The sequence below is a fragment of the Kitasatospora sp. NPDC057223 genome (genome assembly GCF_042669755.1).
Lineage (GTDB): Bacteria > Actinomycetota > Actinomycetes > Streptomycetales > Streptomycetaceae > Kitasatospora.
This window is the reverse complement of the sequence record NZ_JBHUWW010000042.1, coordinates 23,490-37,928: the sequence shown is the minus strand read 5'-3', so window position 1 is coordinate 37,928 and position 14,439 is coordinate 23,490. Positions and strand designations below refer to the sequence as shown.

At 73.9% G+C, this 14,439-nt stretch carries 13 protein-coding genes; 10 read left to right on the top strand and 3 right to left on the bottom strand.

The genetic code is table 11. From position 1 onward, the window contains the following. Positions 1-513: 513 nt before the first annotated feature. Together ACFUK0_RS17315 and ACFUK0_RS17310 are read left to right on the top strand one after the other, a co-directional pair. A complete protein-coding gene (locus tag ACFUK0_RS17315) occupies positions 514-1,389 on the top strand; it encodes a hypothetical protein (protein WP_380250922.1) in 876 nt (291 codons plus the stop codon). Beyond that, the gene (locus ACFUK0_RS17310) at positions 1,389-1,862 is read left to right on the top strand and encodes a hypothetical protein (protein ID WP_380250920.1); all 474 of its coding nucleotides are present in this window, start codon (positions 1,389-1,391) and stop codon (positions 1,860-1,862) included. The genes ACFUK0_RS17315 and ACFUK0_RS17310 overlap by 1 nt, the downstream gene beginning before the upstream one ends. Here ACFUK0_RS17310 and ACFUK0_RS17305 read toward each other — a convergent pair. Then, a complete protein-coding gene (locus ACFUK0_RS17305) occupies positions 1,859-2,827 on the bottom strand; it encodes a GlxA family transcriptional regulator (protein WP_380250918.1) in 969 nt (322 codons plus the stop codon). The two genes, ACFUK0_RS17310 and ACFUK0_RS17305, sit on opposite strands and share 4 nt — an antisense overlap. Before the next feature lie 72 nt (positions 2,828-2,899). On the opposite strand from ACFUK0_RS17305, the gene ACFUK0_RS17300 reads away from it, so the two are divergent. Further along, entirely contained in the window at positions 2,900-3,532 is a 633-nt protein-coding gene (locus ACFUK0_RS17300) for a cysteine hydrolase family protein (protein WP_380250916.1), read from the top strand. Here ACFUK0_RS17300 and ACFUK0_RS17295 read toward each other — a convergent pair. After that, positions 3,521-3,643 carry a hypothetical protein gene (locus ACFUK0_RS17295; protein WP_380250914.1) on the bottom strand — a complete coding sequence of 41 codons (123 nt, stop codon included), beginning with the start codon at positions 3,641-3,643 and terminating at the stop codon, positions 3,521-3,523. The genes ACFUK0_RS17300 and ACFUK0_RS17295 overlap by 12 nt on opposite strands. Before the next feature lie 320 nt (positions 3,644-3,963). Between ACFUK0_RS17295 and ACFUK0_RS17290 the strand changes: the two genes are divergently transcribed. Further along, positions 3,964-4,386, top strand: a complete 423-nt coding sequence (locus ACFUK0_RS17290) for a hypothetical protein (RefSeq protein WP_380250912.1) — start codon at positions 3,964-3,966, stop codon at positions 4,384-4,386. Positions 4,387-4,493: 107 nt separating this feature from the next. Here the strand turns inward: ACFUK0_RS17290 and ACFUK0_RS17285 are convergent, their stop codons facing one another. Next, on the bottom strand, positions 4,494-5,069 hold the full coding sequence (locus ACFUK0_RS17285) for a nucleosidase (protein WP_380250910.1): 576 nt from the start codon (positions 5,067-5,069) through the stop codon (positions 4,494-4,496). A gap of 310 nt (positions 5,070-5,379) precedes the next feature. Between ACFUK0_RS17285 and ACFUK0_RS17280 the strand changes: the two genes are divergently transcribed. The 6 genes from ACFUK0_RS17280 to ACFUK0_RS17255 all read left to right on the top strand — a co-directional run bounded on the left by ACFUK0_RS17280 (position 5,380) and on the right by ACFUK0_RS17255 (position 14,423). Continuing rightward, positions 5,380-6,729 (top strand): hypothetical protein, encoded by a 1,350-nt coding sequence (locus ACFUK0_RS17280; RefSeq protein ID WP_380250908.1) that lies wholly within the window; start codon positions 5,380-5,382, stop codon positions 6,727-6,729. A 24-nt stretch (positions 6,730-6,753) separates the two neighbouring features. Next, positions 6,754-7,701 (top strand): glutamate ABC transporter substrate-binding protein, encoded by a 948-nt coding sequence (locus tag ACFUK0_RS17275; RefSeq protein ID WP_380250906.1) that lies wholly within the window; start codon positions 6,754-6,756, stop codon positions 7,699-7,701. 149 nt (positions 7,702-7,850) lie between these two features. Next, entirely contained in the window at positions 7,851-9,191 is a 1,341-nt protein-coding gene (locus tag ACFUK0_RS17270) for a hypothetical protein (protein WP_380250968.1), read from the top strand. 5 nt (positions 9,192-9,196) lie between these two features. Then, the gene (locus ACFUK0_RS17265; RefSeq protein WP_380250904.1) at positions 9,197-11,689 is read left to right on the top strand and encodes a tetratricopeptide repeat protein; all 2,493 of its coding nucleotides are present in this window, start codon (positions 9,197-9,199) and stop codon (positions 11,687-11,689) included. 3 nt (positions 11,690-11,692) lie between these two features. Further along, entirely contained in the window at positions 11,693-13,009 is a 1,317-nt protein-coding gene (locus tag ACFUK0_RS17260; protein WP_380250902.1) for a protein phosphatase 2C domain-containing protein, read from the top strand. A 61-nt stretch (positions 13,010-13,070) separates the two neighbouring features. Beyond that, positions 13,071-14,423 (top strand): VWA domain-containing protein, encoded by a 1,353-nt coding sequence (locus ACFUK0_RS17255; RefSeq protein ID WP_380250900.1) that lies wholly within the window; start codon positions 13,071-13,073, stop codon positions 14,421-14,423. Positions 14,424-14,439: the final 16 nt, after the last annotated feature.

Below are 14,439 nucleotides of genomic sequence, written 5' to 3'. Positions count from 1 at the left end.
GCGGCGTACGCGGTGACGACCACGCCGGAGTCGGCGGGCGGCGGCCCGCAGGCCTGTCGGTGGGGCGTGCGAGGATCCCTGCTCGGGCCGGGGCCAGGGGCGGGATCGGGGCGATGAGGGAGCTGTCGGCCGTCAACGGCTGTGTGACGGGCGCTGTGCTCGTCGTCCGGACCGACTTCAGCGACGAGGCGCCCGGCAGGGCGTCGCGGCCGAGCTGACGAGGCCGTGGGGTGCGGACCAGGAGTACGGAGCCGTCGTGAACTTCGTGGACGACCCGGCGTGGGCCGGCGCGACGGCCGACGAGCTGCGGGCCACTGTCCGCGTCTGTCCGCGTCGGCGACGGGATCGGCGTGGTCCTTCCCGCGGACGCGGCCACGATGGGGATCCGGAGGGCGTGCTCCGTCCGTTCCGAGGCCCGCCCGGGTAGCCGGCGCCCGGCGCTTGTACTGTCGGCGGCCGGGGCCGGTGAACGACCGGCCCGGGCCGGGGGACGGACAGGAACGGAGCTGTCGCATGTCGGTCGCACTGCCGTGGCCGCCCGAGGCGGGCTTCGGCCGTCTCCAGCTGGTCAGGCTCAGGAATCCCGAGGCAGTCGGTGCCGACACTCCGCTGATCGGTGAATCCCTCCTCGGAACGGCCGGCATCGTCACCGATGCCTGTCTCCTCGACGGTGAAGTCGTCTACTCCGTCCACCAGATCAGCGACGGATCGCCCTGGGCGCTGAGAGCCGCCTACCTGGAGTCGGACGGGGACTTCAGCACGACCGACCCGGACGCCGCGCTCCTGGACGCCGGGCCGGCCGATGACGCCGAGGAGGACGCACCCGTGATCACCGTGGACGAGGTGGCCTGGCTGGCCGGCCTCTCCGGCCTCGACCCGGCCGAGGTGCAGGCCTCGATCACCGACGAGCACACCCGCTACGACCTCTACCGCCGGGCGCTCCGGGCTGACGCCCCAGAGGCGGAGGAACGGATCCTCGGCATCGTCCTGCGGGACCCGGACCGTGGCATGGCGGAGTCCGCCCTGGTCGACCACGTCGACCGGCTGGCAGCCGGACTCGACGGCTCGCGGCCCTTCGCCGAGAGGGTCGGTCCGGTCCGCGAGGCGGCGGCCGGCTTCGGCTTCCTGCAACGCCGGATCAGTGAGTGGGAGCTGCTGAAGCAGTCGGCGGAGCACCCCGGGGAGTGCGCGCCGGAGATCCTCCACGCGTCCCACTGGCTGCAACGGAAGCTCGCCGCCGAATCGCCGTCCGCAGCCGTCCTCCAGGCGCTGGCCGAGGACGGGCGGACCAGGAAGATCCGCAACATCGCCCGGGACCGCGGCCGCAGGCCGGGCCCGTCCGGTGGCGGGGCCGGCAGTGCCCGCCGTACGGCAGCCGGGAGCCGCTGATGCACCAGTACCGGATCGTCAAGTACTCCCCGGCGGAGCGGGAAGGCACGGAGCCGGCCTGGACGAGCATCTCCGACATCGGCAGCACCTTCGACAGCAGGATGCTGAGCGAGCAGGAGTACCTGGAGACGGAGGCCAAGTACCTCGCGGCGCTGGCCGAGTTCATCCGGCTGGCCGGCGTGGCCTCGCTCCGGGTGGACGGGCTGGAGATCTACGACGACAGTCCGTGGTGGGGCGCGCTGGAGGAGGGCGAGGAGCTTTCCGGCGACCGGGCGGTCGAACTGGCCCGGTCGGTTCTCCGGGAGGACTCCGTCTGGTGCCGGCTGGCGCACGACGACTTCTTCGTCCACTTCGGCTACGACTACTACATGTACGTCGGGATCTCGGACCCTGCGGACTCCGCCGTCGGGAACGCCCGCCGCGCCGGCCTGTACGTCGACGAGTTCGAGTCCCCGTATCTGGACGACGCCTAGGAACCCGGCTCCGGGTCGCGCCCGCGGAACGCCCTGCGGTACTCGCGGGGCGGGAGGCCGATGCGGCGGACGAAAGCGGGGCGCAGGGAGACGGCGGAGGCGAAGCCGCAGCGCACGGAGATGTCGTCGACGGGGAGGTCGGTCTCCTCCAGCAGGCGCTGGACGGCGAGGACGCGCTGTTCCAGCAGCCAGCGCTGCGGGGTGGTGCCGGTGGTGTCGACGAAGCGGCGGGCGAAGGAGCGCTCCGACATCAGGGCGAGCGCGGCCATCCGGCGGACCGTCCAGGGGGTGTCCAGGGCGGCGAGGACGTCCGTACGGACCCGGGCGAGCGGGTCGTCGCCGGCCTCCTCGGGGACGGGGCTCGGGATGAACTGGGCCTGGCCACCGGTGCGGAAGGGGGCGGTGACCATCGCGCGGGCGATGGCGGCGGCGCTCTGCTGGCCGTGGGCGGAGCGGACCAGGTGCAGGCAGAGGTCGATGCCGGCGGCGACTCCGGCGGACGTCCAGATGTCGCCGTCGCCGGTGAACAGCACCTCGGGGTGGACGTCCACGTCGGGGTGGCGGCGGGCGAGTTCGGCGGCGAGCGACCAGTGGGTGGTGGCGGACCGGCCGGCCAGCAGGCCGGCGTCCGCGAGCGCGAAGGCGCCCGCGCAGAGCGAGGCGATCGGGATGCCCCGTTCGTGGGCGCCGCGCAGGGCGTCCAGGACGGACGCGTCGACGGGCGACAGCGGGTCCGCCATCCCGGGGACGACGACGAGGTCGCAGTCGAGCAGGCCGTCCAGCCCGTGGTCGGGGACCCGTTCCAGACCGCCGCCGAGCCGCACCCGGACGCCGGCCGGTCCGCAGACCCGCAGGTCGAAGGACGGCAGTCCGGGTCGGTTGAGCCGGTTGGACCAGACCTCGCCGATCACGGCGTAGTCGAAGGCCCGGACACCGTCGAAGATCAGGCAGCCCACTGTGCGCATGGCAGGAATCTATCGATCGCTGGCTCCGGCGCACCTCACCGGCCCTGCCGGCCCCGCAGCACGATGGGACGCATGACGAACACCAGCGCATTCGGCGCCCCGCTGACCATCGCCCCCGACTCCGTCCTGATCGTGATCGACGTCCAACAGGGTTTCGAGGACTACGAGTTCTGGGGGCCCCGGGACAACCCCGAGGCCGAGCGGAGGATGGTCTCGGTGATCGAGGCCTGGCAGTCCACCGGCCGTCCGATCGTGACCGTCCAGCACGCGTCCGCCTCCGGGGCGCTGGCCCCCGACACTCCCGGGTACGAGTTGAAGCCCGAAGTGGCGGGTGTCAAGCCCGATTTGCACATCACCAAGTCGGTGAACAGCGCGTTCTACGGCACGCCGGACCTGCATGCCTGGCTCCAGGCGCGCGGCGCCGGACAGATCGTGGTCATCGGGATCATGACCAACGTGTGCAACGAGACCACCGCGCGGATGGGCGGCAACCTCGGCTACGACGTGGTGTTCCCGATCGACGCGATGCACACCTTCGACATGGCCGGCCCGGACGGGGAGACCGTCCCTGCGGCCGAACTCACCCGTGCCACCGCGGCGGCGCTGCACACCATGCGGTTCGCCAAGGTGGTCACGAGCGAGGCCGTGGCGGCGGCCGCCCACCAGGCGACCTCGGCACCCGCAGCGGCGGCCTCAGCGGCCTGAGCGGGCGGTGAGGTCCTGCAGCAGCACCGTCAGCAGCCGGGCCGACTCCTGCTGCCCGTCCGGTGCGAGCCTCTCGGCCAGGCCCTGTTCGTCGTCCAGCAGCCCGGCCACCGCGCACTCCACCGCGCGGTGGCCCCGGCCGGTCGGTTCCTCCGTCCGGGGCCGTGGCCTTCGACGCCGCCGCCGGCCCCATCACCGGGCAGGCGCTGCACGTCAACGGCGGTGCACCGGCCTGATACCGAAGCGAAGGACGGGCGGCCGCCGGGCGGGACCGTCCTCGCACGGCACCTCGCATTACAAACGGGAGAACATTTCCCGGCGTGGACGGTATGCCTGATCTGTCCGTTGCCGCGCTCTGGCGCTCTCACTACGCTCGCCCGGCCCGGCCCCGCATCGCGGGCGGGACTCGAACACACAGGGGAGCACGCCAGATGGCGATCCGTAAGTCCACCATCCAGGAGCAGGTCGCCCAGGCGATCGCGTCGATCGAGCCGAACGACCGCCCGGTCGTCACGTTCCAGTCCATCACCGGGCCGAGCCCGTGGCTGATGAACTCGCTCGGCCTGCTCGGCCAGCTCCTGGTCAAGTACTACTACGTGACGCTCACCGAGCGCGTCGTCGTGGTGCACCGCGCCTCGCGGATCTCCAACCGGCCGCAGGAGATCGTCCACGTGGTGCCGCTGGAGCAGGCCCGCGCCCTGGTCAGCGACGTCCGGCGCAACCCGCTGTGGAGCTCGCTGCGCTTCCAGTTCCCCGGCGAGGAGAAGCCGACCCGTCTGAACGTCGGCCGCTACTGGCGTGCCGAGCTGGACGTCTTCGTCCCGGCCCTGACCGGTCAGCAGATCGCGGTCTGACGCAGCCCGACGGCGGGGCCGGCCCACGGCCCCGCTCACGGCCCCGAACCCAGCACGGCACGGCACGGCACAGCACGGCAGCGCGAAAGCGGACGCCGCCGGCCGGTCTAGAGGTCGTGGTCGTGGGCCCAGTCGGCGAGGATCCGGGCGCACGCGTCGACGGACTCGCGCCAGGTACGGGCGGCCCCTTCGCCGGCCTCGTCGCTGACGTGCTTGACCAGCCGGATCGGGACCTCGGCCCGCTGCGCGACGGTCGCCAGGGCGTAGCCCTCCATGTCGACCAGGTCGGCGGTGAGGGCGAGGCGGTCACGGGCGGCCGGGTCGGAGACGAACAGGTCACCGGTGGCGAGCGTCGGCCCCTCGTCCTCGCCGACGGTGATCGGGGCGCCGTAGGTGCGGCCGGTGAGGGCCCGCAGGACGGGCGTGTCGATGTCGTGCTGAAGCACCTGGGCGACCTGGTGGGTGCCGGCCCAGCCGGGCCGGAGCGCGCCCGCCGTACCCAGGTTGACGATCTCGGACGGCCGCTCGCCCCGGGCCAGCACGGTCGCCAGGGACGCCGCCGCGTTGATCTTCCCGATGCCGGTGAGCAGCACCGGAAGCCGCTCACCCAGGTACACCGCCTCCTCCTGGACGGCGACGACGAGGAGCGGGCGGTCGGGTGAGATCGTTCCGAGCAGACGCATGCCGCCATCGTACGGAAGCCGCCGCGTTGGCCGGAAGTGTCGGATTCACACCCTCCTCACCTGACGCCGACCGCAACCGCATAGGGTGCATCCGGCGTCGCCCTGTCCGTGACCGTCCGAGCGTGGCCGGCAGCACGACGGACCGCACGGCCCCGGTGGGCCGGCGGGACGAAGCTCAAGATCGGCGCAAGTCGGGTGTGGCTGTCACGACCGGCGGCCATACTGCTGGCAACGACCGGGCCGCAGGCCCGGCCGGGTCACTGGGGAGGGTGGGGCGGTGGCGACACCAGAGAGTACGCGGACGGGAGTAGTGGCGCAGACCCGGGGCCGGAAGCCGGGCCTGCTCGGCGTGCGTGCCCGGACGGCGGCACTGGCCGAGAGCCGGCACACCGCGCCGGGCCGGCTGCGACTGGCCTCCCTGCTGTTGGCGGCGCTCGCGGTGGCGTTCGGGGCGCTGACCGTGTGGCAGGTCAACTCCCGTGCGCAGGCGGCGGACCGGGTGGTCTCGTACAGTCAGCCACTGAGCCAGGCGGCCGCCGACATCCACCGTTCACTGGCCGACGCGGACACCACGGCGGCCACCGGCTTCCTGCTGGCGGGCGCCGAACCGAAGGCCGTCCGGCAGCGCTACGAGAACGACCTGGCGACGGCCTCGCGGCTGATCTCGCAGGCGGCGGCGCGCACGACGGCCTCCTCCCCCGCACAGGCCTGGCTGTCCTCGCTGAACCAGCAGATCCCGGTGTACGCGGGCCTGGTGGAGACCGCCCGGGCCGACAACCGGCTGGGCTTCCCGCTCGGCGGCGCCTACCTGCGGTACGCCTCGCAGCAGATGCGCGACACCCTGCTGCCGGACGCCGTGAAGCTGGCCGCCGCCGAGGACGCCGCGCTCGCCCGGGACTACGCCGAGGCGCGCGCGGTGCCGTGGGCCGCGTACGGGCTCGGGCTGGTGGCGCTGGTGGCGCTGGTCCGGGTGCAGCAGGTGCTGTTCCGGCGGACCAACCGGGTGTTCAACGCCGGGCTGGTCGGCGCGACGCTGTCGGTGCTGGCCGCCCTGGTCTGGCTGGCCGGCGGCAGCCTGCTCGTGCACGACCGGCTGACGGAGAGCGAGCGGGACGGCTCCGCACCGCTGCGGGCGCTGAACACCGCACGCGTCGACGTACTGACCGCGCGGCTCGCGGAGAACCTGCACCTGGTCGCACGCGGGTCCAGCACCATGTACGCGGACCTCTGGGCGTCCACGGCGAAGGAACTGGCCGGCGAGGGGCGCCCGGAGGACGGTGTGCTGGCCCGGGCGGAGCAGCTGGCCCCCCGGGACGCGGCGACGGCGGTCGGCCGGGCCCGCGAGCAGTACGCGGTCTGGTCCGCCCGGCACGCGGCGGCGATCGGCAAGGAGACCTCGGACGGCGACTACCAGGGCGCCCTGGACGCCACGATCACCACCAGGGAGGCCGACGTACCGAACACCTCGGACGCCTCCTTCACCGCCACCGACCAGCAGTTGGAGCAGGCGGCACAGATCGAACAGGCCCGGTTCCGGGCGGCCGCGGGCGGCACCGGCGGGCTGCTGGACACGCTGGCCGTCGGCGTGGGCGTACTCGCCCTGCTGTCGGCCGTCAGCGCGGTGCGCGGCCTCGGCCGCCGACTGGCCGAGTACCGGTAACCGGCGGGAGGGGCGGAGATGACGATGCGTTCAGGAACCACGGGGCACGCCGGACGGGGCCGGGCGGCGGCCGTCGCACTGATGGTGGCGGGCGCCGGACTGCTCGGTGCGGGCAGCCCGCAGGGCGCCGTACTGCCCGCCGCCGCGCAGGCGGCGCCGGGCGCGGCCGGGGTCGCGCCGGCGGCGGACCCGAACTGCGACACGAGCGCCAGCGTGCCGGCGAGCCGCGAGGACGGGCCGGCCGTGAAGGCGATCAAGGCCGACAAGACCCTGGTCATCGGCGTGGACCAGAACAGCTTCCGCTGGGGTGCCCGCAACCCGTCCACGGGTGAGATCGAGGGCTTCGACATCGACCTCGCCAAGGCGATCGGCACCGCCATCATGGGCGACGCCTCCAGGATCACCCTCAAGGCGGTGCCGACCGCCGAGCGGATCAAGTTCATCCAGGAGGGCAAGGTCGACATGATCGTCCGCACCATGACGATCACCTGCGAGCGGATGGAGCAGGTCGCCTTCTCCAAGCCCTACTTCAAGACCGCGAACCGCCTGATCGTCCCCAGGGCCTCCCCCGCGAAGACCTTCGACGAGGCGCTCAAGGGCAGGACGGCCTGCGCCGCCCGCAGCTCCTCGGCCGAGGACGAACTGAAGACCAACCCGCACGGCTCCAAGCTCGTCACCGTCGAGAACCAGCTGGACTGCCTGGTGCTGATGCAGCTCGGCAAGGTGGACGCGACCATGACCGACGACGGTCTCGCCGCCGGGCAGGCCGCCCAGGACACCACGATCAGGATGCTGGACGAGCAGGTCCGCCCCGGCGTCATGGGCGTGGCGATGAAGCTCGGCAACACCGACCTGGTCGCCCGCGTCAACCAGGTGCTGGCCGACTACCAGGCGGACGGCGGCTGGCAGGCGAGCTACGAGAAGTGGCTGAAGCCCACCATGCACGACGAGGCGTCCCGCTTCCGGCCCTGACCCGGCGGCACCCGACGAGGACGACCCGCCGGGACGACGCACCGACACGACACACCAGGACGACACACCGGGACAACGACCGGGACGACCGGCGAGACCGAGCAGGAGAGAGGACGGACGTGGCGTTGGCAGGAACTGCCGGCCCGGCGATGAACCGGGAGGAGGTGGACCGCGCACTGGCACGCCTGGGCGCGGAGCGCGACGCCGTCGAGGCGGCGCTGCTCTCGTTGCAGGACCACCCTGGCCACCGGCTGCTGGAAGGTGCGGCGCTGACCGGCCGCACCGAGGAGCGGTGGTCCGTCGCCGGGCAGGGACTGACGGTGCTGTGGGCCCTCTTCGACCGCTACTCCGAGGCCCTCGCCTCGGCCCGCGCCGTGCGCGCCCGCAAGGCCAGGCCGGGCGCCCCGGAGCTGGCCGAACTGAACGAACTGCTCGCCGGGGCGGCCGTCGCCGTGCCCGGCGGCGCCCTGCCCGACGGCGCGCAGCGGCTCGGCGCACCGGCCAAGCTGGTGGAACAGGTCAGCCTGGCCGACCTGATGGACCGGATGAACGCCTGGTACGCCACCGTGCTGGAGGTGGTGAACGCCGCCGACGCCGTGTGGTCCGCGCTGCCGGCCCGGATCGACCTGCTGCTCGCCGAACTCCGCCGGGTGCAGAGCCTGGCCGGCTCGCTCGGCGTCCGGGCCGGGGCGCACCCGCTCGGCGACGACCTGCTGGAGCTGGACAGCGCGCTGACGGCGCTGCGCGCCGAGGTGCTCGCCGACCCGCTGGCGCTCTGGCGGCCCTCCCGGGTGCCGGCCCAGCGCGGCACGGTGCCCGACGGCACGGCGCTGGCCGGGCCGTCCGGGGTGGTGGACACCGAGCGGTTCGACCGCGCCGGGCGGGCCCTGGACGGCATCCGGCTGGAGCTGGAGGGCGTGCTGCGGCTGCGCGACGACGCCGAGGAGCGCCTCCAGCAGGTCGGCGACCTGCTGCAACGGGCCGACGCCACCCTCACCGAGGCCCGGCGGGCCCGCGGCGAGGTGCTCGCGAAGATCGCCGCGACCGAGGTGCCGGCCGTACCGGGCCCGGCCTCCGCACTGCGCGAACGCGTCGTGCTGGCACTGGAGTTGCGCCAGAGCGGGCAGTGGCACCGGCTGGCCCCGCTGCTGGACCAGCTGGAGGACGCCGCCGCCAAGGAGCTCGGCCGGGCCCGGCAGGCGCTCACCGAGGTGACCCAGCCGCTGGCCGTCCGGGCCGAACTGCGCGGACGCCTGGACGCGTACAAGGCGATGGCGGCGCGGCTGCAGGTCGCCGAGGACCCGGAAGTGATCGAGCGCTACGAGAAGGCGCGCTGGCTGCTGTGGAGCGCGCCGTGCGACCTGCGGGCGGCGGCCGGCGCCGTGGCCCGCTTCCAGCAGTCGCTGCGGCCGGCCGGCGGCAGCGGGAGCGACACCGGTGGCGGCAACGGCACACCGGTCGACGGGCTGAGCAACGGGCAGGGGGCCTGAGTTCCATGAGCGAGGCGTGTGCGCGGCCGGACTGCACCGGCGACGGGGTCATCGACGAGGACGGGTTCTGCACGGAGTGCGGGCTCGCCCCGGTGGCGGCCGTACCCGTGGCCGTACCCGTGGCTGCGGGGGCGGCCGGCCCGGGCTCCTCCTGTGCCAGGGACTGCCCGGGAACCATCGACCCGGACGGCTACTGCGACGACTGCGGGCTCGCGGCGGAGGGCGGCGACACCGGCCTCACCCAGCCGCACCTGCCGTCGGCCCGGCTCTCGCCGGACTCCTCCCGCTCGCTGCGCTCGGCCCGGACGGGCTCGGCCCGCTCGATGTCCGGCCGCTCGCGCTCGCACCGCTCGACCCGTACCGGCAGCGCGCGTTCGCTGTCGGTGCGCAGCAGCCGGGGCAGCGTCAGCGTGAACACCCGCGGCCGGCTCGGCGCGGGCCTGGTCAACGTGCCGACCGTGCCGCACCTGGACCCGGCCGCGGCCGTCCTGGCCAACCCGGAGGTGCCGGAGCGCAAGCGGTTCTGCAGCAAGTGCGAGATGGCGGTGGGCCGGGAGAAGAACGGCCGGCCGGGGCGCCCGGAGGGGTTCTGCACCAAGTGCGGTACGCCGTACTCGTTCTCGCCGAAGCTGCAGCGCGGCGACCTGGTGGGCGGGCAGTACGAGGTGGTGGGCTGCCTCGCGCACGGCGGCCTCGGCTGGATCTACCTGGCGATCGACCGCCGGGTGAACGACAAGTGGGTGGTGCTCAAGGGCCTGCTGGACACCGGGGACGAGGACGCCCTCGCGGTGGCCGTCGCCGAGCGCCGGTTCCTGGCCGAGGTGGACCACCCGAACATCGTGCGCATCATCAACTTCGCCGAGCACCCGGATCTGCGGACGGGCTCGACCGACGGCTACATCGTGATGGAGTACGTCGGCGGCAAGTCGCTGAAGGACATCGCGAACGACCGCCGCAGGCCGGACGGGCAGCGCGACCCGCTGCCGGTGGAGCAGGCCATCGCGTACGCGCTGGAGGCGCTGCCGGCTCTCGGCTACCTGCACAGCCGGGGCCTGGTGTACTGCGACTTCAAGATCGACAACGTGATCCAGAGCGAGGACTCGCTCAAGATCATCGACATGGGCGCCGTCCGCCGCCTCGACGACGACGGCCCGATCTACGGCACCATCGGCTACCAGGCCCCCGAGATCGCCACCGACGGGCCCTCCCCCGCCTCCGACCTCTACACCGTGGCCCGCACCCTCGCCGTGCTCAGCTTCGACTTCCAGGGCTACAGCACCACCTACCGCGAGGAGCTGCCCGGCCCCGAACTCGTCCCGGTCTTCGCCGAGTACGAGTCCTACTACCGGTTCCTGGTCCGCGCCACCGACCCGGACCCGGCCCGCCGGTTCTCCTCCGCCGAGGAGATGGCCGACCAGCTCACCGGCGTGCTGCGCGAGATCCTCGCCCTCCGCGACGGCCGGCCCCGGCCCGCCCTCTCCACCCAGTTCGGCCCCGAACTGCGCGTCGTCGACACCGAACTGGTCGTCGCCAGCGCCCGGCCGGGCGCGTTGCGGGTCGCCGCCGTCGACCCGGTCGCCGCCGCACTCGCGCTGCCGGTGCCCCGGGTCGACCCGGCCGACCCGAACGCCGGGTTCCTCGCCGCACTCGTCGCCACCGCACCGGAGGAGGCCCTCGCCGCCCTGGCGAACGCCCCCGTCGACTCCGTCGAACGCACCCTGCGCGAACTGCGCGCCCACCTCGAACTCGGCAGCCACACCGCCGCGCAGAAGACCCTGGCCGCCCTGGAGTCCGAGCACCAGGGCGACTGGCGGGTCGTCTGGTACCGCGGCCTCGGCGCCCTCAGCTCCGCCACCGGCACCGGCGCCCTCTCCCGGACGCAGCGGCTCGAAGCCGCCGCCGAGGCGTTCGACGCGCTCTACGACGCCTTCCCCGGCGAGGCGGCCCCCAAGCTCGCCCTCGCCGTCTGCGCCGAACTCCTCGGCAACGGCGAGGACGCCGCCGAGTTCTACCGCCTGGTGTGGAGCACCGACCACGCGTACGTCAGCGCCGCCTTCGGGCTGGCCCGGGTCCGGCTCGCGGCCGGCGACCGGGCGGGCACCGTGAGCGCGCTGGAGTCCGTACCCGCCACCTCCAGCCACTTCACCGCGGCCCGGATCGGCGCCATCCGCGCCCGGCTGCGCGAACGCCCCGCCACCGACCCGCTCGGCCAGGACCTCGGCACCTGCTCCGAACAGCTGGGCCGGCTCGGCCTCGACGACCGCCGCCGCGAGGAGCTCTCCGTGGAGGTGCTCGACGCCGCCCTCGGCTGGGCACTCGCCGGGCGCCCCGGAGCGGCCGGCGAGCTCGCCGTCCTGGGACAACCCGTCGCGGAACGGGAACTGCGCTTCGCCCTGGAACACTCCTACCGGGTACTCGCCCGGTTGGCCGACCGGGCGGAGACCAGGATCGAGATGGTGGAGCGGGCGAACCGTACCCGCCCCAGAACGTGGGTGTAGCAGATGTCCCAGCAGACCGTGTGCCCGAGCTGTTCCGAACCCCTGGATCCGGAGGACGCCTACTGCGGTGCCTGCGGCGCGAGCCGCGACGGCGGCCCGCGCGTGACCGGGGCGATGCCCGCCGGCTGGGTCGCCGACCCGCCCCCGGCGCAGGCTCACGACGACGGCACCGAGGGCCCGCGGACCCTGCGGCTCACCACCCCGGGCCTGCAGCCCGGTGTCACCTGCGCGCACTGCGGCGCCGCGCAGGTCAGCACCGACGGCTACTGCGAGGCCTGCGGCGGCGCCCAGCCCCGGCCCCGCGACCACATGGAGAAGGTGCTGGCGGGCGTCGCCGGGGTCAGTGACCGCGGCCTGCGCCACCACCGCAACGAGGACTCGTTCACCGTCGCCGCCACCTCCCTGCCCAGCGGCGAACCCGCCGTGGTCGCGGTCGTCTGCGACGGCGTGTCCTCCTCCGACCGGCCCGACGAGGCCTCCGAGACCGCCGTCGACAGCGCCTCCGAGGCCCTGCTGACCGCACTCGAACGCGGCGACGACCCCACCACCGCGATGCGGGCGGCGATCGCCGAGGCCGCCCGCGCGGTGGCAGCGCTGGCCGAGGACGGCAGCTCCCCGGCCCGCCCCGACACCAACGCCCCCGCCTGCACGTACGTCAGCGCGATCTCCGCCGCCGGGCGCGTCACCATCGGCTGGGTCGGCGACACCCGGGCGTACTGGATCCCGGACGACCGGGTCTCGGCCGAACCGTTCCGGCTCACCCAGGACGACTCCTGGGCCGCCCGGATGGTCGAGGCCGGCCTGATGGGCGAGGCGGAGGCCTACGCCGACCCGCGCGCCCACGCGATCACCGGCTGGCTCGGCGCGGACGCCGAGGAGGTCGTCCCGCACACCCTGGACTTCACCCCGCACGTCCCCGGCGTCCTGCTGATCTGCACCGACGGGCTGTGGAACTACGCGGAGGCCGCCACCGACCTCGCGTACGTCGTGCGCACCGACGCCCGGACCCGGCCGCTGGCGGCCGCGCAGACCCTGGTGAAGTTCGCCATCACGGCCGGCGGCCACGACAACATCACCGTCGCCGTGCTGCCGATCCTCCCCGCCACCGGCCTGGCCGGCGACGGACGCACCGCCACCCTGCTCGACCTGCGCGCCGCCGGGCCCGCCGAGGGCGAGGAGCCGCACGACGACACCCTTCCCGACCTGCCGGTGATCGGCTCGCCCCGGGCCCCGCTGCCGCCGCAGCCGCCCCGCCCGCCACTGCCGCCCGCGGCCCCGCCGGCCGTACCGGCCCGGCCGGACCACCCGCCGGTGCGCTGACCGGCCGGCACCACCCACCGACACTCCGACCGTCCTGACCATCCGACAGGAGCCCTCTGCCATGGCAAGTCTGGCGAAGTCGAATCTGCCCCGGTTCGACGTGGACATCTTCCAGAACGAGTACCTCGCGGACGGCGCCCGCGAGGTGAACGCGATCGTCACCGTGACCGCCACCGGCGGCGGCACCTCCGGCGGCCGGCCGCTGCCGACCGACGCCGGCCCGCAGAGCGACGGGGTGCAGTCCTCGGCCGTGGTCATCATGGTCGACTGCTCGGGCTCGATGGAGTACCCGGCCAGCAAGATGCGCGGCGCCCGAGAGGCCACCGCCGCCGCCATCGACACCGTCCGCGACGGCGTCGCCTTCGCCGTGGTGGCCGGCACCCACGAGGCCAAGGAGGTCTACCCCGGCGACGGCGGCCTCGCCATCGCCGGCCGGGCCTCCCGGGCCGCCGCCAAGGAGGCGCTGCGCCGGCTCTCCCCCGGCGGCGGCACCGCCATGGGCAGCTGGCTGGCGCGCGCGGACAGGCTGTTCCTGACCCGCCGGGACATCGCCATCCGGCACGCGATCCTGCTCACCGACGGCAACAACGAGCACGAGTCGGCCGCCGACCTCGACCGTGCCATCGACCGGGTCACCGGCCACTTCACGGCCGACTGCCGCGGCGTGGGCACCGACTGGAAGGTCGACGAGCTGCGGAAGATCTCCTCCGCCCTGCTCGGCAGCGTGGACATCGTGGCGGAGCCGTCCGGCCTGGTCGAGGACTTCCGCTCGATGATGGAGACCGCGATGGGCAAGCAGGTCGCGGACGTCGCACTGCGGGTCTGGACGCCCGCCAACGCGGTGGTGAAGTTCGTCAAGCAGGTCGCCCCGACCGTCGAGGACCTCTCCGGGCGCCGCTCCGAGGCCGGGCCCCGGGCCGGTGACTACCCCACCGGCTCCTGGGGCGACGAGAGCCGCGACTACCACGTCTGCATCGAGGTGCCGGCCGCCGCCGTCGGCAACGTGATGCTCGCCGCCCGGATCAGCCTCGTCCTGCCGCAGCCCGGCGGCGCGGCCCCCGAGGTCCTGTCGCAGGGCCTGGTCAAGGCCGTCTGGACGGACGACCTGGCCTCCTCCACCCGGATCAGCCCGCAGGTCGCCCACTACACCGGGCAGGCCGAACTCGCCTCCTCCATCCAGGAGGGCCTGGAGGCCCACCGCGCCGGTGACGTCGACCGGGCGACGGCCAAGCTCGGCGCGGCCGTCCGGATCGCCCACGCGACGGGCAACGAGGGCACCTTCAAGCTGTTGCAGAAGGTGGTGGACGTGGTGGATCCGAAGGAGGGTACGGTTCGGTTCCGTAAGGACGTGAGCGAGGCCGACTCGAAGACCCTGGAGACCCGGTCGACCAAGACCGTGCGCGTCAAGAAGTGACCGGGCACCCGTCCGG

Excerpts from the sequence above, each read along its gene's own strand:
- ACFUK0_RS17315 (WP_380250922.1), top strand. The coding sequence starts at position 514 with ATGTCGGTCGCACTGCCGTGGCCGCCCGAGGCGGGCTTCGGCCGTCTC.
- ACFUK0_RS17310 (WP_380250920.1), top strand. The coding sequence starts at position 1,389 with ATGCACCAGTACCGGATCGTCAAGTACTCCCCGGCGGAGCGGGAAGGC.
- ACFUK0_RS17305 (WP_380250918.1), bottom strand. The coding sequence starts at position 2,827 with ATGCGCACAGTGGGCTGCCTGATCTTCGACGGTGTCCGGGCCTTCGAC.
- ACFUK0_RS17300 (WP_380250916.1), top strand. The coding sequence starts at position 2,900 with ATGACGAACACCAGCGCATTCGGCGCCCCGCTGACCATCGCCCCCGAC.
- ACFUK0_RS17290 (WP_380250912.1), top strand. The coding sequence starts at position 3,964 with ATGGCGATCCGTAAGTCCACCATCCAGGAGCAGGTCGCCCAGGCGATC.
- ACFUK0_RS17285 (WP_380250910.1), bottom strand. The coding sequence starts at position 5,069 with ATGCGTCTGCTCGGAACGATCTCACCCGACCGCCCGCTCCTCGTCGTC.
- ACFUK0_RS17275 (WP_380250906.1), top strand. The coding sequence starts at position 6,754 with ATGCGTTCAGGAACCACGGGGCACGCCGGACGGGGCCGGGCGGCGGCC.
- ACFUK0_RS17270 (WP_380250968.1), top strand. The coding sequence starts at position 7,851 with ATGAACCGGGAGGAGGTGGACCGCGCACTGGCACGCCTGGGCGCGGAG.
- ACFUK0_RS17265 (WP_380250904.1), top strand. The coding sequence starts at position 9,197 with ATGAGCGAGGCGTGTGCGCGGCCGGACTGCACCGGCGACGGGGTCATC.
- ACFUK0_RS17260 (WP_380250902.1), top strand. The coding sequence starts at position 11,693 with ATGTCCCAGCAGACCGTGTGCCCGAGCTGTTCCGAACCCCTGGATCCG.
- ACFUK0_RS17255 (WP_380250900.1), top strand. The coding sequence starts at position 13,071 with ATGGCAAGTCTGGCGAAGTCGAATCTGCCCCGGTTCGACGTGGACATC.